An 18,950-nucleotide genomic window follows, 5' to 3' on the forward strand; every position below is an offset into this window, starting at 1 on the left:
TCAGCGCAGAGGGCGAATCAACAAGTAAGTGGCAAGCTCACCGCGGCGCAGCAGAACCGGGACAGGCTTGGTCTTGTCCACCTTGGCCACCACAGCGTCGAATTCGCGCAGGCTGCCGACTTCGGTGTTGCCGATGGCCACGATGATGTCGCCCTCGCGGATGCCTGCACGGGCGGCCGCTTCGGCCACCGACTCGACCTTGACGCCGCCCTTGAGCTTGAGCTCCTTCTTCTGCGCCTCGGGCAGGTCGCTGACCACCAGGCCGATCGACTGCGCCGCCGGAGAACCCTTGGGCTTGTCGTCCTTGGCTGGAGCCTTGGTGGCGACCTTTTCCGGCTCGATCTCGGCGATCTGCACACCCAGGTCCTTGGAGCCGCCGCGCCGGAAGACGGTCAGGGTCGACTTGGTGCCCGGCTTGGTATTGCCCACCAGGCGCGGCAAGTCGGTGGCCTTCTCGATGGCCTTGCCGTCGAACTTGGTGATGATGTCGCCCGCCTCCACGCCCGCCTTGTCGGCCGGCGAGCCGCTTTCGACGCTGCGCACCAGGGCACCCTGCGGCTTGCCCAGGCCGATGGACTCGGCGACATCCTTGGTCACCTGGTCGATCTGCACGCCGATGCGCCCGCGCGAGACCCGGCCGGTGGGCGAGCGCAGCTGTTCGGCCACGCGGATGGCCTCGTCGATGGGAATGGCGAAGGAGATGCCCATGAAGCCGCCCGAGCGCGAATAGATCTGGCTGTTGATGCCCACCACCTCGCCGCGCATGTTGATCAGGGGGCCGCCAGAATTGCCGGGGTTGATCGCCACGTCGGTCTGGATGAAGGGCAGGTAGTCGCCCGTGTCGCGCTGCTTGGCGCTGACGATGCCTGCGGTGACTGTGTTTTCCAGGCCGAAGGGCGAACCGATCGCCATCACCCATTCGCCGACCTTGAGGCGGTTGACGTCGCCGATCTTGACCGCCGGCAGGCCGGTGGCTTCGATCTTGACCACGGCCACGTCGGTGCGCTTGTCGGGCGTGCCGACGATGCGGGCCTTGAACTCGCGCTTGTCCGGCAGGGTGACCAGCACCTCTTCGGCGCCGTCCACCACATGGGCATTGGTCATGACGAAACCGTCCGAACTCAGGATGAAGCCGGAACCGACCCCGCGCGGCTGTGCCTCCTCGTCCTGCGGACGGTTCGGGCGCGGCCCCTGGCGCGGCGCGTTGGGCATGGGCTGGCCGAAAAAGCGGCGGAAGAACTCCTGCATTTCCTCGTCCATGGCACCGGGCGCGGCGCTGCCGGGGGCGGCGCGCTTTTCCAGCGTGCGGATATTGACCACCGCGGGCCCGACCTGTTCGACCAGATCGGTGAAATCAGGCAGGGAGCGCGGCTGCGGCGCCGACTGGGCCACCACCGGCTGGACGGCAACCAGAGCCATGGTCCCGGCGGCGGCCAGCGCGCCCACCAGCGCGTATGAACGCATTTTTTTCCAATCGATCTGGAGCATGTGGACCTCTAAAGATGTCTTGATGGGAATCGGGCAATCCGGATTGGTTCACCAGCGCCTTGCAAACGTCTTGCAAAGCGGCCCTGCGCAATTGGGGGCTTACTTGCGCCGCTCAAGGCTTTGCGCAAAGGCCCGCAGAGTCTGTGCCGGCACCTCGCCCACGGCCGTGAGCCACCAGTCCTGAATGCGCCGGGTCAGGGTCTGCGTGGCACCGACCGAGAACAGACCTTCCTGCGAATGGCGCTGGCGCTCGTAGGGCTCGACGAAGAGCGAGACGGATGCCAGGCCGTCGGAGAAGATCCATTGCATGGTGCCTTCGGGCGCCGAGGCAGAACCGGCCGGGCGCTTGTAGCAACTCATGGGCTTGAAACCAGCCACGGCCACCTTGAGCGTCCAGCCTTCGGCGGCGGCGCTGGTGCGGGCGGCCTCCGACTTCTCGACGCGCCAGCCCTCGGGCGCGGCCATCATCTGGGCCAGCTTGTCCATGCGCACGGGCGCATCCAGCTGCAGCTCGGAAAAAGCCGCCTGCTCGAGCACCGTGCCGTCGGTGTCCAGGGTCTGCAGCTTGACCACCAGGCCGGACTTCTTCTCGCTCCAGATGCGGTAGCCAAAGCGCAGGTTGTCCCGTGGCGCCAGTTGCACCACGTCGGCGTCAAAGCCAGCCACCCGGTCCTGGCCGATGCGGCGGGCGCCATAGAACTCCGCCAGGGCGGTTTCGTTGGACTTGAGCAGTTCCGGGAACATGCCCAGGGAATCGCGCTTTTCGGTGCGCACCACCCGCGCCTCGGGCAGAAAGGTGACGACCTCGTCGTTGCGCCGGAAAGTGGAGCGCGGCACGCCGGTGAGGATTTCCACGCGCTCGATCTGCTGCTCCCCATCGCAGGCGTGCCAGATCTTGGCGCTGGACATGGCGCCGGCGTTGGACGAGACCACAAAGGTTCCGATGTAGCTGCGCTGGCGCGATGCTTCGTGCATGCGCATCAGCCATTCGGACACGTTGCGCTCGGCCGGCTTGGCGGCAACGGCCGGAACCGCGCTCTGGCCATGGGCCAGGCCGATGGCCGCCAGCGCGCCCAATGCCACCAGAGCGCGCAGGCCCAGGAGGCGCGGATGCCAGGCGGCAGTGCGGATCAGGCTGTGGCTGCTCAACGCGCCGGCCCTTCAAACGTGGCATTGCGCAGGAAGCCTGCGGGCGCCTGCAGGGCCGAGGCCCCGCCGAACTGGCGGTGGGCTGCCATCAATTCGTCCAGGCGGGCATCGCGGATCATGACGCCGCTGCCAACCGGCGCCGGCGCGGCCGCCAGTTGGGCCTGCTCGGGCTTGCCGGACTGGCTTGCCAGCACGGTCCAGCCGATCGCCGCAACCGCCGCCATGGAGGCCACACCGGCCACCATCTTCCAGCGGAAGCTGGCATCGTTGACTGCCGGCTTTGCAGCACCTGATTGGCCATGAGCCACCGTGGATTGGACCTCAGAAGCTATCGAATTAATAGCAAAAGAGGGCTCCTGGGCCAGCCGCAGCTGCAGCTTCGCGAGAAAAGCGGTGTCCACCGGGCCGGCCGCAAGCTCGCTCGAACGCAGCACATCGCCGATCAGGTGGTAGGCCTGCCAGGTGTCCCGGGCGGACGGATCGTGGGCGACGAGCTGCACGCAGCGCGCGAATTCCTCGCCCTGCAACTGGCCATCGGCGAGCGCCGAAATTGTTTCCTGCGTAGTCATCATCTTCGTCCCATCAACTTGCCGCATTGCCGTTCACCAGCGCTTGCCCGACTGGTTTTCCAGCAGGGGCTTGACCTTGGCCGAGATCGCCTCGCGCGCCCGGAAGATCCGGGACCGCACGGTGCCGATCGGGCAATTCATCACTTCCGAGATCTCTTCGTAGCTCAGGCCCTCGATCTCGCGCAGGGTCACTGCCTGGCGTAACTCCTCGGGCAGGGCCTCCATGGCCGAGTTAACCGCAGCGGCGATTTCCTTGGCGGCGAGCACTGTTTCGGGGGTTTCGGCGGTGGTTAGTTCATTCTCGACGGCGGAAGTTTCATCGTCTTCATCACCGCCGCGAAAGGAGTTTTCCGACACCAGAGGATTGCGCTTGAGGTCGCCCAGGGTCTTCTTGGCGGTGTTGACCGCGATCCGGTAGAGCCAGGTGTAGAACTGGGCCTCTCCCCGGAACTGGGCCAGCGCACGGTAGGCACGGATGAAGGTCTCCTGCGCGATGTCCTCGACCAGGTCGACGTCGCGCACCATCCGCCCGATCAGCCGCTGGATGCGACGCTGGTACTTCAGCACCAGAAGGTCGTAGGCTCGGGAGTCGCCGGCTACCGTGCGCTCCACCAGCATCTGGTCGGTGTCGGCGGGACTGGGGGCGGCAACGGGCGGGATCAAGGTCATGGTTTCGCTGCCGGCGGCCGGGCCCCGGCCAGCGCGTCGGGTGTGGCGCGCGAATATACCGCACGGCGCAGGTCGCCCCAGCGTTCAGGGCAGGCCGCGCGATCGAGCCAGAGCCACTGGGCCGCGCCCCTGCCCTCGCCGCGGCCCTGCCAGCGCAGCAGCAGGGCCCGCTGCAGGTCCAGGCTGACCGCCAGCACGCCGGCCTCGGCCGCCAGAGCTGGCCAGAACCAGCCCCGGCCGTCCCAAGCCAGTTCGCCTTCGGGCAGGCGTCGCCACATGCGCAGAGCGCAGGCGCCGGCCAGGGCCAGCACGGCGGCCACCAGCAGTTGCGCCCCGGCCGAAGGGGCGGTCTGCCAGGCCCAGGCGGCCGCCGCGGCCGCGCCAAGCAGCCACAGCACCGCCAGAAGGACACCCGGCAAAGACGAACGCCCCACCGGGTAAGTCACCGATGGGGCGTTGTGCATGGAGAACAGGTCAGGCGCGCTTGAAGAACAGGGCCCACGTTTTTAAAGACGTTTAAAAACGAGTGTCCCGTTCGTGCCGCCGAACCCGAAGTTGTTCTTCACGGCCACGTCAATCTTCATGTCCCGCGCCGTGTTGGCGCAGTAGTCCAGGTCGCACTCCGGGTCCTGGTTGAAGATGTTGATGGTCGGCGGGCTCTTTTGCTGGTGGATCGCCAGCACGGTGAAAACCGATTCGATGCCGCCGGCGCCGCCCAGCAGGTGGCCGGTCATGGACTTGGTCGAATTGACAACCAGACTCTTCGCGGCATCGCCGAAAGCGGCCTTGATGGCGTTGGTTTCGTTCAGGTCACCCAGCGGCGTGGAGGTACCGTGGGCATTGAGGTACTGCACCTCGTCGGCATTGACGCCGGCATTGCGCAGCGCGCCCACCATGGAGCGGCGCGGGCCATCCACATCGGGTGCGGTCATGTGGTACGCGTCGGCGCTCATGCCGAATCCGGCAACCTCGGCATAGATCCTGGCGCCGCGCGCCTTGGCATGCTCGTACTCTTCCAGCACCAGCACACCGCCGCCCTCGCCCAGCACGAAGCCGTCGCGGTCCTTGTCCCAGGGGCGCGAAGCCGTCTTGGGATCGTCGTTGCGGGTGGACAGTGCCCTCGACGACGCGAACCCACCAATGCCCAGGGGTGAGATGGCGGCTTCAGCGCCACCGGCGACCATCACATCGGCGTCGCCGCACTCGATCAGGCGGGCCGACAGGCCAATGGCGTGCAGGCCTGTGGTGCAGGCCGTTACCACGGCGATGTTCGGGCCCTTGAATCCGTACTTGATCGACACGTGGCCGGAGATCATGTTGATGATCGAGGCCGGCACAAAAAACGGCGAGATGCGGCGCGGCCCGCGGTTGGTCAATTCGGCATGGGTCTGCTCGATCATCGGCAGGCCGCCGATGCCGGCGCCGATGTTCACGCCGATGCGCGTGGCCAGTTCCCCGTCCAGCGCCTCATTGGTGGGCAAGCCGCTGTCGGCCACCGCCTGGCAGGCCGCAGCCAGGCCCAGGTGGATGAACCTGTCCATGTGCCGGGCGTCCTTCTCGGGGATGTAGTCTCCGATGTTGAAGCCCTTGGCCTCGCCCGCGAACTTGCAGGCGAAGTTGCCTGCATCGAAGTGGGTGATGAGGTCAATGCCGGAATTGCCGGCAAGCAGATTGGCCCAGGATTGCTCCACCGTGTTGCCCACGGGGCTGACGCAGCCCAGGCCGGTCACGACGACACGGCGACGGCTCATTCCGGATCAGGCCTTCTGGTGGGTGTTGGCGTAATCGATGGCGTTCTGCACCGTGGTGATCTTCTCGGCGTCCTCATCCGGAATCTCGATGCCGAATTCGTCTTCCAGCGCCATCACCAGTTCCACCGTGTCGAGCGAATCGGCACCCAGATCTGCCACGAAGGCCTTTTCGCTGGTGACCTGGGACTCTTCCACGCCGAGTTGCTCGGCGATGATTTTTTTGACACGTGCTTCGATATCGCTCATGGTTCCCTCAAAGGGTTGTGAATGAATCCGTGATTTTAGCTGCCACGGGGTGCTTTTCCCCCGTGATCGCCGCCGGACGGATAAACCGGTTGTGAGTGACTGCTATGCCATGTACATGCCGCCATTGACGTGGAGCTCTTGTCCCGTCACATAGCCGGCCTGGGGCGAGGCAAGGAATGCCACAGCATGCGCAATATCGCCGGGTTTGCCCAGATGGCCCAGCGGAATCTGGCCCAGCAGCGCCTTTTGCTGCTCTTCGGGCAGGCCCGACGTCATGTCGGTCTCGATGAAGCCGGGCGCCACGCAATTGACCGTGATACCGCGGCTTCCCAATTCGCGCGCCAATGCGCGTGTCATGCCCGCCACGCCCGCCTTGGCGGCCGCGTAGTTGGCCTGGCCGGCGTTGCCCGAAGCGCCCACCACCGAAGTGATGCTGATGATGCGGCCGTAGCGCTGCTTCATCATGGTCCGCATGACCGCACGGCTCATCCGGAAGACGGCCTTGAGGTTGGTGTCCAGCACCGCATCCCAGTCCTCGTCCTTCAGCCGCATGGCCAGCATGTCGCGCGTGATGCCGGCGTTGTTGACCAGCACCTGCAGGCCACCGCGCTCCTTGACGATGCTGTCGATCAGGGCCTCGGCGGCGGCGACGTCATTGACGTCCAGCCTGGCGCCCTTGCAGCCGGCGTGAGCCGCCAGTGCGGCGCTGATCTTCTGGGCGCCCTCGTTGGTGGTGGCCGTGCCGATCACCTGCAGGCCGCGCTGCGCCAGTTCCAGGGCGATGGCCGCACCGATGCCGCGCGATGCGCCCGTGACCAGGGCGACCTGGCCTTCGAATTTGGTCTCGCTCATGCCAATGCTCCCTTCGCTTCGGCCAGCGTGGCGGGGTCGTACAGCGCCATGCCCGTGAGGTCGGCGTCAATGCGCTTGACCAGGCCGGCCAGCACCTTGCCGGGGCCGCACTCGACGATGGTGGTCAGGCCGCGCGCCTTGATGGCCTGCACGCACGCGACCCAGCGCACCGGCCCGAAAGCCTGCGCGTACAGGGCCGCGCGGATGCGGTCCGGGTCGGTCTCGACCTGGACCTCGATGTTGTTGATGAGCGGGATCTGCGGCGCCGCGAAAGCGGTCTGCGCCAGCTTGTCCTTGAGCTTTTCGGCCGCGGGCTTCATCAGGCTGGAATGAAAGGGTGCGGACACCGGCAGCAGCAGCGCACGTTTGGCGCCGTTGGCCTTGAGCACCTCGCAGGCCTTGTCCACCGCAGCCTTGCTGCCGGCGATCACGGTCTGGGCCGGATCGTTGAAGTTCACTGCCTCGACGACCTCGGCGGTATTGGCGCCGAAAGAGCGGGCCGCTTCGGCGCAGCCCTCGATGACTTTGTGCGCATCCATCCCCAGCACCGCCGCCATGGCGCCGGTACCCACCGGCACCGCGTCCTGCATGGCCTGGGCACGGAATCGCACCAGCGGCACGGCCTGGGCCAGCGTCAGCACGCCCGAGGCCACCAATGCGGAGTACTCGCCCAGCGAGTGGCCCGCCACCGCGGCCGGCGCAGCGCCACCTTCGGCCAGCCAGGCGCGGTAAGCGGCGATCGCCGCCACCAGCATCACGGGCTGGGTGTTGGTGGTCAGGGCCAGCGATTCCTTGGGGCCCTCCTTGATCAACAGGGCCAGATCCTGGTCCAGGGCATCGGAAGCTTCCCGCAGGGTCTGGGCCACGGCCGGGTGCTCGCCCCAGGCGTCGAGCATGCCAACCGACTGCGAGCCCTGGCCCGGAAACACGAAAGCAAAGGGTTTCATGCGCGTTTGCCTCAATGGATTGTGAAAGTGCGAAGCCGGTGGCTGGCGGGACTAGAAGTCCAGCAGCACCGCGCCCCAGGTGAAGCCACCGCCCACGCCCTCGAGCATGAGCGTGTCGCCCTTCTTGATCTTGCCGTTGCGCACCCAGGCATCGAGCGCCAGCGGGATCGATGCCGCCGAGGTGTTGCCATGCTGGTCCACCGTCACCACCACCTTGTCCATCGGCAGCTTCAGCTTCTTGGCCGTGCTCTGCATGATGCGGATGTTGGCCTGGTGGGGGATCAGCCAGTCGATGTCGGCTTCGGTCTTGCCGGCCTTGGCCAGCGTGGCGCGCGCCGCGTCCTCGAGCACGCCGACGGCGAGCTTGAAGACGGCCTGGCCGTCCATCTTGAGGACGGGATCGCCCAGCACCTGTCCGCCCGACACCGTGCCCGGAACGCACAGGATGCCCACGTGCTTGCCGTCGGCATGCAGGTCGCTCGCCAGGATGCCCGGGGTGTCCGATGCTTCCAGCACCACGGCGCCGGCGCCGTCGCCGAACAGCACGCAGGTCGTGCGGTCGCTGAAATCCAGGATGCGCGAGAACACTTCCGCGCCAATGACCAGCGCCTTGTTGGCAGCCCCGGTCTGGATCATGGAATCGGCCACCGTCAGCGCATAGACGAAGCCGCTGCAGACGGCCTGCACATCGAAAGCCGCGCAGCCACCGATGCCCAGCTTGTTCTGCAAGATGCAGGCGGCTGAGGGGAACACCATGTCCGGCGTCGAGGTCGCCACGATGATCAGGTCGATGTCGCTGGCCGGGATGCTGGCAGCTTCCAGGGCCTGGCGCGCAGCCTGCGCGCCCAGGTCACTGGTGGTGACATCCGGTGCAGCGAAATGGCGGGCCCGGATGCCGGTGCGCTCGACGATCCATTCGTCGGAGGTCTCGACACCCTTGGCGGCCAGTTCTGCCGCCAAGTCGGCGTTGGTCAGCCGGCGCGGCGGCAGGTAGCTGCCAGTGCCGGTGATGCGGGAATAGCGTCTCATAGAGGTTTCAGGTTGCGTCGGCCTCGAGGGGCGCTGCCTCGGCTTCCCGCACCAGCAGGGGCCGGGCATGGGCTATGCGCGCCTGGACCCGGTCCAGCAATTGATTTCGGGCCGCATCATACGCCCGGCCCAGGGCCTGCTCGAAAGCGAACTCGTCGGCCGAGCCATGGCTCTTGAACACCAGCCCGCGCAGCCCCAGCAGGGCCGCACCGTTGTAACGGCGGTAGTCGACGCGACTTTTAAACGCAGTTAAGACAGGTAAAGCAAAGATGCCTGCAATTTTTGTCAATGGGTTGCGGGAAAATTCCTCGCGGAGAAAGCCGCCAATCATGCTGGCCAGGCCTTCGCTGGTCTTCAAGGCGACATTGCCGACGAAACCGTCACAGACCACGATGTCGGTCGTCCCCTTGAAAATGTCGTTGCCTTCGACATTTCCGTAAAAATTCAAATCTCCGGAATTGGCTGCAGATCGCAGCAATTCACCTGCTTTTTTGATGACATCGTTGCCCTTGATGACTTCTTCACCGATGTTGAGCAGGCCGACCGAGGGCTGGTCTTCATTCTTCAGAGCCGACACCAGGGCCGAGCCCATGACGGCGAACTGCAGCAGGTGGTGTTCGGTGCAGTCGACATTGGCGCCCAGGTCCAGCACCGTGGTGGAGCCGCCCTTGGCATTGGGCAGGGGCGAGGCGATGGCGGGGCGGTCGATGCCGTCCAGAGTCTTGAGAAGGTAACGCGCCAGCGCCATCAGGGCGCCGGTGTTGCCGGCGGACACTGCCGCCTGGGCCTGGCCGTCCTTGACCTGCTGGATGGCCACGCGCATCGAAGAATCCCTCTTCTTGCGCAGCGCCACTTCGACGCTATCGTCCATGGCCACCACTTCGCTGGCCGCGACGATACGCGCGCGCGGGTGACTGAAGGCCTGCAGGCTGGCCGGGGCGCCCACCAGCAGCAGGCGGGCATCAGGATGGTGGTCGAGGAATTGCCGGCAGGCAGCGAGGGTGACGCGGGGACCGTGGTCGCCCCCCATGCAATCGACAGCCAGTGTGGTCATGGACTCAAATGTAGAGCGAGACGGGGCGGCCGAACCCAAACAAAAGGCCCGTGCTGCGCAAAGCGCGGCACCGGGCCTTGGAGGCTACGAAGCGCAATCAGGCTTCGTTCTTGGTCTTGAGCACCTTGCGGCCACGGTAGAAGCCGGTCGGGCTGATGTGGTGGCGCAGGTGGGTTTCGCCGGTGGTCGGTTCCACGGCGATGCCCGGCACCACGAGGGCGTTGTGCGAGCGGTGCATGCCGCGCTTGGACGGGGACTTTTTGTTCTGCTGGACGGCCATGATGGGCTCCTGGACTTTGGGCCCGGCGCCATGGGCGCTGGGCGGGTTAATCGATTGGGTTGGCGGGAACGCACGGGAAGCCGGACGGCCGTTCAGCGCGAAGCCCGCAATTATAGCCCAAGCTGTTGATTTTCCTAAGATTTACCAGTTTTGAGCTTTTCCAGCTGGGCGAAGGGGTTGTCGCGCGCCCCTGCAGCGGCCTCAAAGTCCTTGTCGGCCACGGTCAGCTTGACCGGCTCCGGACAGGCCTCATGGCGCGGGACCACCGGCATCTCCATCAGCAATTCGTCCTCGACCAGTTCGGCCAGGTCGAAGCTGGCCGACAGGGCCAGCAGGTCTTCCTCGGCCTCGTCGTCCTGGGCCGCCGCGGTCTCCTCGTCGGCCACGAAGCGGAATGACCGGTCGACCGTCACAGCCACATCCACCGGCCCCAGGCAGCGCTGGCAGACCAGTGGCAGCGTGGCATCGGCCTGCAGATGCAGCCAGACCTGAGGATTCACATGCTCTGCATTGCGCAACTCGCCCTGGGCCGCCCACGCCAGGGGCAGGCCGGCGCCACGGCCCTGGGTTTCGGCCAGCAAGCGGGGGTATTGGTCGAGCGTGTCCCGACCGGCCAGTTGCGCGCCCTCTTCGGCAAAGCTTTTGATATCGAGCCGGCGTGCGGCGAACTCTTTGTTCATGCAGCCAGTGTAAGAGAATCGCCCCATGCCCGAGACCCCTGCCACCGCTGCCCCTCCCTCCCCCAACCGCCTGCTCGTGCTGGGCTCCACCTCGCGCTACCGGCGCGAATTGCTGACCCGACTGGGCCTGCCCTTCGAGGTGGCAGCGCCCGAGGTCGATGAAACCCCGCAAGCCGGTGAAGCGCCAGCGGTGCTGGCGCGGCGGCTGGCGCTGGAAAAGGCGCGCGCGGTGGCGCGGCGCTTTCCCCAGGCGGTGGTGATCGGCTCGGACCAGGTGGCCGACCTGGCGGGTGAAAGCCTGGGCAAGCCCGGCAACCACGCCAACGCGACCGCGCAGCTGCGGCGCATGCGCGGCCAGACGGTGGTGTTCCAGACCGCTCTGGCCGTGGTCTGTGTGGAAAGCGGCTTCGAGCAGCTTGATCTGGCGCCCGTGCGCGTGCAATTCCGCGACCTGTCCGACGCCGAGATCGAGGCCTATCTGCAGGCCGAGCAGCCCTATGACTGCGCCGGCAGCGCCAAGAGCGAGGGCCTGGGCATCGCCCTGCTGGAGTCCATCGCCAGCGACGACCCCACGGCCCTGGTGGGCCTGCCCCTGATCCGCACCTGCCGGATGTTGCGCGCCGCCGGCCTGAGGGTGATCTGATGGCCAGCCTGGGCAAGCTGCTGCTGGTGCCGGCGCCGCTGGACTTCGGCTGCGATGTGCAGGCGCCGCTGTCGGACGCCCTGCCCGACGCCACGCTGGCCGCCGCCGCCGGCCTGGACCACTGGATCTGCGAGAACGCCAAGTCCACCCGCGCCTACCTCAAGCGGGTGCACGAGATCCACCCCCTGGTCAAACCCGTGCAGGAGCAGGTGATCACCGAACTGCCGCGCGAGGTCCACAAAAAGGGTGACCACGCAGTGGCTTACGACGCCAGGCCCCTGCTGGCGCCGGCCCTGCAAGGCCACGACATCGGCCTGGTCAGCGAGGCCGGCATGCCGGCCATCGCCGACCCCGGCGCCTCGGTGGTGCGCGCCGCCCACGACATGGGCCTGCAGGTGCAGCCGTTGGTGGGCCCGGTGTCCTTGCTGCTGGCCCTGGCCGCCAGCGGCCTGAACGGTCAGAGTTTCGCCTTCGTGGGCTACCTGCCGCAGGACGCCGTCGAGCGCGCCAAGCGCATCCGCGAGCTCGAATCCCTGGCCTTGAAGAGCGGCCAGACCCAGTTGTTCATCGAGACGCCCTACCGCAACCTGGCGCTGTGGACGGCGCTGGTGCAGACGCTGCAGCCCAACACGCGGCTGGCCGTGGCCAGCGGCCTGACCCTGCCGCGCGCCCTGGTGCGCAGCGACACGGTCAAGGGCTGGAAGCAAAAACCGGCACCGCTGGACGGCGATACGCCGGCTGTGTTTTTGCTGGGACGCTAGGCGCTCAGCGCAGCGCCGGTGCGGTCTTGAGCGCGCGCATGGCGCCCTCGCCCATCGCCGCGCCGAACTTCTTGACCAGGCGCTCGGCCACGTTGTCGCGCCGGGTGTAGTCGACCAGGTCCTCGGCCTTGACCACTTCACGCGCGACGAAGTCCAGGTTGCCCAGCTGGTCGGCCAGGCCCATCTCCACCGCCTGCTGGCCGGTCCAGAACAGGCCGCTGAACAGCTCGGGGGTTTCTTTCAGCCGCTTGCCGCGGCCGGCCTTGACGGTGTCGATGAACTGCTTGTGGACCAGGTCCAGCATCTGCTGCGCATGGGCGCGCTGCTTGTCGGTCTGCGGGCTGAAGGGGTCGAGGAAGCCCTTGTTCTCGCCGGCCGTCATCAGGCGACGCTCCACGCCCAGCTTCTCCATGATGCCGACGAAGCCAAAGCCGTCCATCAGCACGCCGATGCTGCCGACGATGCTGGCCTTGTCGACGAAGATCTTGTCGGCTGCCGCCGCGATGTAGTAGGCCGCCGAGGCGCAGGACTCTTCCACCACCGCGTAGACCGGCTTCTTGTACTTGGCCTTCAGGCGCTTGATCTCGTCGTTGATGATGCCGGCCTGCACCGGGCTGCCGCCCGGCGAGTTAATCAGCAGCACCAGGGCCTGGGCCCCGGTGTCCTCGAAGGCGGCGCGCATGGCGGCCACCACGAACTCGGCGCTGGCGTCCGAGCCCTCGGCGATCTCGCCCTTGATCTCGATCACGGCCGTGTGCGGCAGCGACTTGTCGGCGCTGCTCGGGCCGCCCCGGCCTATCGCCATCCACAACAGCACGACCAGGAACACCAGCCAGGCCAGCCGCACGAAAGTGCGCCAGCGCCGCGCGCTGCGCTGCTCAGCCAGCGTGGCAAACAACAGCCGCTCCATCGTGGAGTGCTCCCAGCCGGGCTTTCCAGCTTCATTTTTGATAGCAGATCGCGAAGATTCGGCGGGGGCTACAGCCGGATTTCCTTCGTCAGAAGGGCCGGGCGGCAGGGATTCGTTCATGGTCAGAATGCCAGGGGATGGAGGTTGTGGGCAGTATGCCAGTGCACGACACCATCATGCTCGGTGAGGTTGATCTTGAGCAGGCCGCCGCGGCAAGGCCCGCCGGCACACTCACCGGTGTCGGGGCGGTAGGCCGCGCCGTGGGTGGCGCACAGCAGCCAGCGGCCGCTGTCGTCGAAAAAGCGGTTGGGCTGGTAGTCCATTTCCATGGCCACATGGGCGCAGCGGTTCAGGTAAGCATGCACTCGGCCTTCGAAGCGCACCGCAAACGCGCGGCAAGTCTGGCCGCCGGCCACCACATCGAAGGGCACGGCCTCACCGCCCTCCACCAGGTCGGCGCTATTGCACAGCGCGACGGCCTGCTCCATCACATCAGGCGTTGGCCAGCAGCCATTGCTGCAGGTCGGCGACCGAATGGGCCACGTGCAGCGGCGCCAGGGCGTCGAAGGTCGAAGCGTCGTGGGCGCCATAGCTCACGCCCACGCTGGGGCAGCCGGCATTGCGCGCCATCAGCAGGTCGTGGGTGGTGTCGCCAATCATCAGGGTGCGCGCCGGCTCCGTGCCGAACTCGGCCATCAGTTCGCGCAGCATCAGCGGATCGGGCTTGCCTGCCGTCTCGTCGGCGGTGCGCGAGCCGTCGAAAACCCCGTACAGCTCGGGCGTGCGCAGCACCTCGTCCAGGCCGCGTCGCGACTTGCCCGTCGCCACAGCCAGCAGGTGGCCGCGCTCGCGCAGCTGCTGCAGCAGCGCCATCACGCCGGCGAAGAAACTCATGTCGTTCTGGTGCGCCATGTAGTGCTGGCGATAGCGCGCACCCAGCTGCGGGTACTTGTCCGCCGGCACATCCGGCGCGGCATGGGCCAGGGCCTGCGTCAGGCCCATGCCGATCACGTAGGCGGCGGCCTGGTCGGTCGGCATGGTGCCGCCCACGTCGACCACCGCCCGCTGGATGCAGCGCACGATGATCTGGGTGGAATCGAACAGGGTGCCGTCCCAGTCGAAGGCAATGAGGTCAAACTGGCGCAGGCGCTGGGACATGGTCAACGAAGGACTTCAGTTCGGCAGGCAGCTCAGCCTGCAATTCGATGCGTTCGGCCGTGGCCGGGTGGTTGAACTGTAACCGCCAAGCATGCAGGAACATGCGCTTGAGGCCTCGCTTTTGCAGCGCCTTGTTGTGCTCGAAATCGCCGTACTTGTCGTCGCCGGCGATCGGGTGGCCCTGGGACGCCAGGTGGACGCGAATCTGGTGGGTACGGCCGGTCTTGATGGTCACTTCCAGCAGGCTGAAGCCCTCGAGCTTTTGGGCCACCTTCACCAGGGTGATGGCGCGCATGCCATCGGGGTCGTCCTTGGCCACCACCTTGACGCGGCGCTCGCCGTCGGCCTGCAGGTACTTGTGCAGCGGCGTATCGATCACCTTCTTGTTGGCCGGCCAGGCGCCCGTGACCAGGGCCAGGTAGGTCTTGCCGGTCTCGCGCTCGCGGAACTGGTCCTGCAGCCCGGTCAGCGCCGAGCGCTTCTTGGCCAGCAGCAGGATGCCCGAGGTTTCGCGGTCCAGCCGGTGCACCAGTTCCAGGAAGCGCGCCGCCGGACGCGCCTGGCGCAGCTGCTCGATCACGCCAAAGCTCACGCCGCTGCCGCCGTGCACGGCCACGCCGGCCGGCTTGTCGATGGCCAGCACATGCTCGTCCTCCAGCAGCACCGGGAATTCGCGCGGCGGCGCCGGCCGCTCCAGCTTGTCGGCCGCTTTCTGCGAGGTGCGCACCGGCGGCAGCCGCACCACATCGCCGGCCTCGACCCGGGTATCGGCACCGGCCCTGCCCTTGTTCACCCGCACCTCGCCGCTGCGGATGATGCGGTAGACATGGGTCTTGGGCACGCCCTTGAGCTGGCGCAGCAGGAAGTTGTCCAGCCGCTGGCCTGCGCCGTCCTCGTCCACGGTGACGCTGCTGGCCTGCGGCACCGCCAGGACTGCGGGCGCCGCCATCTGGGTGGAAACTGCAGCCGTTTTTGTGACGGCCTTTCCAGGGGGCTTGCTGCCCCCTATAATGTGTTTCACTAGCGTAACGCCGTAAGTGGTTGATTTGCCTGGAGTTTAGTCCACGCACCTCCACCGGACACGCTGGAAGGTCGATGCCGACGTCGTTTTCCCCAGCAGACCGCAAGCCAGATGCTTGCGGTGGCCGGGCCAAATGCCGGAGATGCCGACACTTTGAAACACTGATACGGAATACCAGCCCGCCAGCTTCGATCAAGCTGCGGGCGGATCAAAGCGAGAACTTCTGTGTTGATGGCAATCATCCTGGCCTGCTGGCGGTGGCTCACAGCCCCCGCCGAAGGCATGGAAACGCCCGCAACCCGCATCCTGTGCGCACAGCCTGCTACGAATTTTGTAGCCCCCCTGTGCCGCCTCCGGCTCGCCCCCATCCACGCGCCCCCGCCCCGCAAGCCGAGTTAAAGACTCCGCTCGCGTACGGTCACGGCAATTCCATCCGTTTCGAAGCGTCTGCCAGGCATCGTTGACCCCTAAAGGGTCTGTTGAAGTCATTTTGACTTCGCGAGAGACTGAGAAAAGGTGACGCAATGAAGCGGATGCTGATCAATGCCACGCAGGCGGAAGAACGCCGGCTGGCCATCGTCGATGGACAAAAACTCCTCGACTACGAAATCGAGATCGAAGGGCGCGAACAGCGCAAGGGCAACATCTACAAGGCCGTGGTGACGCGGGTCGAGCCCTCGCTCGAAGCCTGCTTCGTCGACTACGGCGAAGACCGCCACGGCTTCCTGCCGTTCAAGGAAATCTCCAAGCAGTATTTCCAGCAGGGCGTCTCGCCCAGCCAGGCACGCATCAACGAGGCGATCAAGGAAGGCCAGGAACTGCTGGTCCAGGTCGAGAAGGAAGAGCGCGGCAACAAGGGCGCGGCCCTGACCACCTTCATCTCGCTGGCCGGCCGCTACGTCGTGCTGATGCCCAACAACCCGCGCGGCGGCGGCGTCAGCCGGCGCATCGAGGGCGACGACCGGGCCGAGCTCAAGGAGAACATGGACCAGTTGGAATACCCCAACGGCATGTCCATCATCGCGCGCACCGCCGGCATCGGCCGCAGCGCGCCCGAACTGCAATGGGACCTGAACTACCTGCTCAAGCTGTGGGGCGCCATCGACGGCGCTTCCACGGGCGGCAAGGGCGCCTTCCTGATCTACCAGGAGTCGTCGCTGGTCATCCGCGCCATCCGTGATTACTTCAATCACGACATCGGCGACATCCTGATCGACACCGACGACATCTACGACCAGGCCCAGCAGTTCATGGCCCACGTGATGCCCGAGCACGCGGCACGCGTCAAGCGCTACCGCGACGACGCCGCCCTGTTCTCGCGCTTCCAGATCGAGCACCAGATCGAGTCGGCCTATGCCCGTGAAGTCAAGCTGCCCTCGGGCGGCGTCATCGTCATCGACCACACCGAAGCGCTGGTCTCCATCGACGTCAACTCGGCCCGCGCCATCAAGGGCGGCGACATCGAGGAAACCGCCACCCGCACCAACCTGGAAGCCGCCGACGAAGTGGCCCGCCAGATGCGCTTGCGCGACCTGGGCGGCCTGATCGTCATCGACTTCATCGACATGGAAGAGTCGAAGAACCGCCGCGAGGTGGAAAGCCGCCTGCGCGATGCGCTGCGGCAAGACCGTGCACGCGTGCAGTTCGGCACCATCAGCAAGTTCGGCCTGATGGAGATGAGCCGCCAGCGCCTGCGCCCCGCGCTGAGCGAAGGCGCTTCCATCCCCTGCCCGCGCTGCGGCGGCCACGGCCACATCCGTGACACCGAGAGCTCTGCCCTGCAGATCCTGCGCATCATCCAGGAAGAGTCGATGAAGGACGGCACGGCCGCCGTGCACGTGCAAGTGCCGGTGGAAGTCGCGTCCTTCCTGCTCAACGAAAAGCGCGCCGAGATCGCCAAGATCGAGCTCAAGCAGCGCATCGGCGTGATCATGGTGCCCAACAAGTCGCTGGAAACCCCGCACTACAAGCTCGAGCGCCTCAAGCACGACGACCCGCGCCTGGACAACCTGCAGGCCAGCTACGCGATGGCCGAGGAGGTCGAGGACCCGACCACGGTGACGCGCCGCTCGCAGGAGCGTCAGAACAAGCAGGAGCCGGTGATCAAGGGCGTGCTGCCCGACGCGCCAGCGCCCATCGCCGTGCCCAAGCCGGAGCCGGTCAAAGCCGCCGTTCAACCGGCCGCTGCCCGTACGCCGCAACCCGCAGCCCGCGCACCCGCGCCCGCCGCAGCAGCACCGGCCGAGGCCGGCTTCTTTGGCTGGGTCAAAAACCTGCTGGGCATTGCCCCGGCACCGGCCGCCGCCAAGCCTGCCACGCCCGCAGCAGCTGAGCCCAAGCGCGAAGAACGCCGCGAAGGCCGTGGCGGCCGCGACGGCGAGCGCCGTGATGGCCGCCGTGGCGAAGGCCGCGGTGAAGGTCGTGGCGAAGGCCGCGGTGAAGGTCGTGGCGAAGGCCGCAATGAGCGCGGCGGACGCCGCGGTGGCCGTGACGGCGAGCCGCGCCGTGACACCCGCGAGGGCCAGCCGGCACGCGCCGAGGGCGCCGAAGGCCAGCCGCGCAACACCGAAGGCCGCGCCCGCGATGGAGAACAACGCCGCGGTGAACGCAACGAACCACGTGAGAACCGTGAGCCGCGTGAAGCCCGTGAGGGCCGTGAACCCCGCGAGAGCCGCGAGCCGCGTGAAGGCCGTGAACCTCGTGAGCCGCGCGAAGGCCGCGGCGAAGGCCGTGGCCCGCGCGGCGAACGCCGCGATGGCGACGCCCGTCCGGCCCTGGACGGCGCTGCAACCGGCGTGCCTGCCGGCAACGAGGCTGGCACCGAAGTGCGCAACGAGCGTCCCTCGCGTGGCGAACGCGGCGAGCGTGGTGAGCGCGGCGAAGGCCGGCGCGAACGCGGCGAGCGCCGCAATGACCGCGGCCCGCGTGAAGCGTCTGCCGGTGGTGGCACGGTGGAAGCCGCTGCCCTGGCCGGCGCCGCCGGTTCGGTCGGCGCGGTGACCGACAACGGCAGCCAGCAGGCGCCCGCCGCCAATGCTGTGCTGGAGTCACACACCCACCAGGACGGCCAGCAGGACAACCGCGGCGACGCGCCGGAAGGCCAGGAAGGCGAACGCCGCGAGCGCCGCTCGCGCGACCGCTACGGCCGTGACCGCCGCGAGCGCGGCGAGCGCCCGGCACGCGAAGACGGCACCCAGGCTGAAGCACCCGCCGCCGACCAGGGCCCTGCGCTGGAGGGCGACGAGGTGCGCCGTCCGCGCTACGCCACCGGCTTCGTGGCGGAAGACGCTGCAGCAGCCGCGCAAGCGCCCACCGTGGCTGCAGAGCCGGTGCGCGCATCTGCACCCGTGGCCGCACCCGCACCCGCACCTGCACCTGCACCCGTCGCTGCCCCGGCTCCTGTTGCCAAGAGCGGTCTGCCCAAGGTTGGCGCCTTCGACCTGCCGGTCGAGCAGCTCAACCAGGTGGCTGGTGGCTCGGGCCTGCAATGGGTGAACTCGGACACCGCCAAGATCGCTGCCGTGCAGGCAGCCATCGCGGCCGAGGTCAAGCCGGTCCATGTGCCGCGCGAGCGTCCGCCCGCGGTGGTGATCGAGCAGGCACCGCTGGTGCTGGTCGAGACCAAGCGCGATCTGGGCAACATGCAGTTGCCGTTCGAAAACCCCAAGTCCTGATCGCAGGCGCCGCTGGCGCCTGACGCAAAAGGCCCGGTTGCAGCGATGCACCGGGCCTTTTCTTTTGTG

Annotated in this window: 20 protein-coding genes; 3 read left to right on the forward strand and 17 right to left on the reverse strand. The window is 67.0% G+C overall.

Features of this window, described 5'->3' with window-relative positions; genetic code table 11:
- The 13 genes from Q0632_RS01635 to Q0632_RS01695 form a co-directional block, all read right to left on the reverse strand.
- Window positions 1–1,488, reverse strand: a complete 1,488-nt coding sequence (locus tag Q0632_RS01635) for a DegQ family serine endoprotease (RefSeq protein WP_298923656.1) — start codon at window positions 1,486–1,488, stop codon at window positions 1–3.
- 99 nt (window positions 1,489–1,587) lie between these two features.
- Complete coding sequence (locus tag Q0632_RS01640; protein ID WP_298923889.1) at window positions 1,588–2,547, reverse strand: MucB/RseB C-terminal domain-containing protein; 960 nt, start codon at window positions 2,545–2,547, stop codon at window positions 1,588–1,590.
- A gap of 86 nt (window positions 2,548–2,633) precedes the next feature.
- Window positions 2,634–3,209, reverse strand: a complete 576-nt coding sequence (locus Q0632_RS01645; RefSeq protein ID WP_298923657.1) for a sigma-E factor negative regulatory protein — start codon at window positions 3,207–3,209, stop codon at window positions 2,634–2,636.
- A gap of 30 nt (window positions 3,210–3,239) precedes the next feature.
- Complete coding sequence (gene rpoE, locus Q0632_RS01650) at window positions 3,240–3,875, reverse strand: RNA polymerase sigma factor RpoE (RefSeq protein WP_298923659.1); 636 nt, start codon at window positions 3,873–3,875, stop codon at window positions 3,240–3,242.
- Entirely contained in the window at window positions 3,872–4,339 is a 468-nt protein-coding gene (locus Q0632_RS01655) for a hypothetical protein (RefSeq protein WP_298923661.1), read from the reverse strand. The genes rpoE and Q0632_RS01655 overlap by 4 nt, the downstream gene beginning before the upstream one ends.
- 42 nt (window positions 4,340–4,381) lie before the next feature.
- The gene (gene fabF / locus Q0632_RS01660; protein ID WP_298923663.1) at window positions 4,382–5,626 is read right to left on the reverse strand and encodes a beta-ketoacyl-ACP synthase II; all 1,245 of its coding nucleotides are present in this window, start codon (window positions 5,624–5,626) and stop codon (window positions 4,382–4,384) included.
- Between the two features lie 6 nt (window positions 5,627–5,632).
- Window positions 5,633–5,872, reverse strand: a complete 240-nt coding sequence (gene acpP / locus Q0632_RS01665) for an acyl carrier protein (RefSeq protein ID WP_048441207.1) — start codon at window positions 5,870–5,872, stop codon at window positions 5,633–5,635.
- Window positions 5,873–5,974: 102 nt separating this feature from the next.
- The gene (gene fabG, locus Q0632_RS01670; protein WP_298923669.1) at window positions 5,975–6,724 is read right to left on the reverse strand and encodes a 3-oxoacyl-ACP reductase FabG; all 750 of its coding nucleotides are present in this window, start codon (window positions 6,722–6,724) and stop codon (window positions 5,975–5,977) included.
- Window positions 6,721–7,671 (reverse strand): ACP S-malonyltransferase, encoded by a 951-nt coding sequence (gene fabD / locus Q0632_RS01675; protein ID WP_298923671.1) that lies wholly within the window; start codon window positions 7,669–7,671, stop codon window positions 6,721–6,723. Before fabD ends, fabG begins: the two co-directional genes overlap by 4 nt.
- 51 nt (window positions 7,672–7,722) lie before the next feature.
- Window positions 7,723–8,700: a beta-ketoacyl-ACP synthase III gene (locus Q0632_RS01680; RefSeq protein WP_298923673.1), complete on the reverse strand. Its 978-nt coding sequence runs from the start codon at window positions 8,698–8,700 to the stop codon at window positions 7,723–7,725.
- A gap of 7 nt (window positions 8,701–8,707) precedes the next feature.
- Window positions 8,708–9,754: a phosphate acyltransferase PlsX gene (gene plsX, locus Q0632_RS01685; protein WP_298923891.1), complete on the reverse strand. Its 1,047-nt coding sequence runs from the start codon at window positions 9,752–9,754 to the stop codon at window positions 8,708–8,710.
- Window positions 9,755–9,851: 97 nt separating this feature from the next.
- Window positions 9,852–10,034 carry a 50S ribosomal protein L32 gene (rpmF, locus tag Q0632_RS01690; protein WP_168110083.1) on the reverse strand — a complete coding sequence of 61 codons (183 nt, stop codon included), beginning with the start codon at window positions 10,032–10,034 and terminating at the stop codon, window positions 9,852–9,854.
- A 134-nt stretch (window positions 10,035–10,168) separates the two neighbouring features.
- Window positions 10,169–10,714, reverse strand: coding sequence for a DUF177 domain-containing protein (locus Q0632_RS01695; protein ID WP_298923681.1), 546 nt, complete (start codon window positions 10,712–10,714; stop codon window positions 10,169–10,171).
- A gap of 25 nt (window positions 10,715–10,739) precedes the next feature.
- Between Q0632_RS01695 and Q0632_RS01700 the strand changes: the two genes are divergently transcribed.
- Both Q0632_RS01700 and Q0632_RS01705 read left to right on the forward strand, forming a co-directional pair.
- Window positions 10,740–11,357 carry a Maf family nucleotide pyrophosphatase gene (locus Q0632_RS01700; RefSeq protein ID WP_298923683.1) on the forward strand — a complete coding sequence of 206 codons (618 nt, stop codon included), beginning with the start codon at window positions 10,740–10,742 and terminating at the stop codon, window positions 11,355–11,357.
- Window positions 11,357–12,118, forward strand: a complete 762-nt coding sequence (locus Q0632_RS01705) for an SAM-dependent methyltransferase (RefSeq protein WP_298923685.1) — start codon at window positions 11,357–11,359, stop codon at window positions 12,116–12,118. The genes Q0632_RS01700 and Q0632_RS01705 overlap by 1 nt, the downstream gene beginning before the upstream one ends.
- Before the next feature lie 4 nt (window positions 12,119–12,122).
- Here Q0632_RS01705 and Q0632_RS01710 read toward each other — a convergent pair whose 3' ends face one another.
- From Q0632_RS01710 to Q0632_RS01725, 4 genes are read right to left on the reverse strand one after another with little or no spacing between them, the layout of a single operon-like run.
- The gene (locus Q0632_RS01710; protein ID WP_298923687.1) at window positions 12,123–13,148 is read right to left on the reverse strand and encodes a S49 family peptidase; all 1,026 of its coding nucleotides are present in this window, start codon (window positions 13,146–13,148) and stop codon (window positions 12,123–12,125) included.
- 2 nt (window positions 13,149–13,150) lie between these two features.
- Complete coding sequence (locus Q0632_RS01715; RefSeq protein WP_298923689.1) at window positions 13,151–13,516, reverse strand: Rieske 2Fe-2S domain-containing protein; 366 nt, start codon at window positions 13,514–13,516, stop codon at window positions 13,151–13,153.
- A 4-nt stretch (window positions 13,517–13,520) separates the two neighbouring features.
- On the reverse strand, window positions 13,521–14,186 hold the full coding sequence (locus tag Q0632_RS01720) for an HAD family hydrolase (protein WP_298923691.1): 666 nt from the start codon (window positions 14,184–14,186) through the stop codon (window positions 13,521–13,523).
- Window positions 14,161–15,135, reverse strand: coding sequence for an RluA family pseudouridine synthase (locus tag Q0632_RS01725; protein WP_298923693.1), 975 nt, complete (start codon window positions 15,133–15,135; stop codon window positions 14,161–14,163). Before Q0632_RS01725 ends, Q0632_RS01720 begins: the two co-directional genes overlap by 26 nt.
- Before the next feature lie 596 nt (window positions 15,136–15,731).
- On the opposite strand from Q0632_RS01725, the gene Q0632_RS01730 reads away from it, so the two are divergent.
- The gene (locus tag Q0632_RS01730) at window positions 15,732–18,881 is read left to right on the forward strand and encodes an Rne/Rng family ribonuclease (protein WP_298923695.1); all 3,150 of its coding nucleotides are present in this window, start codon (window positions 15,732–15,734) and stop codon (window positions 18,879–18,881) included.
- Window positions 18,882–18,950: the final 69 nt, after the last annotated feature.

Source organism: uncultured Ramlibacter sp. (assembly GCF_936925435.1).
In the GTDB taxonomy this organism is placed as follows: Bacteria; Pseudomonadota; Gammaproteobacteria; order Burkholderiales; family Burkholderiaceae_C; genus Ramlibacter.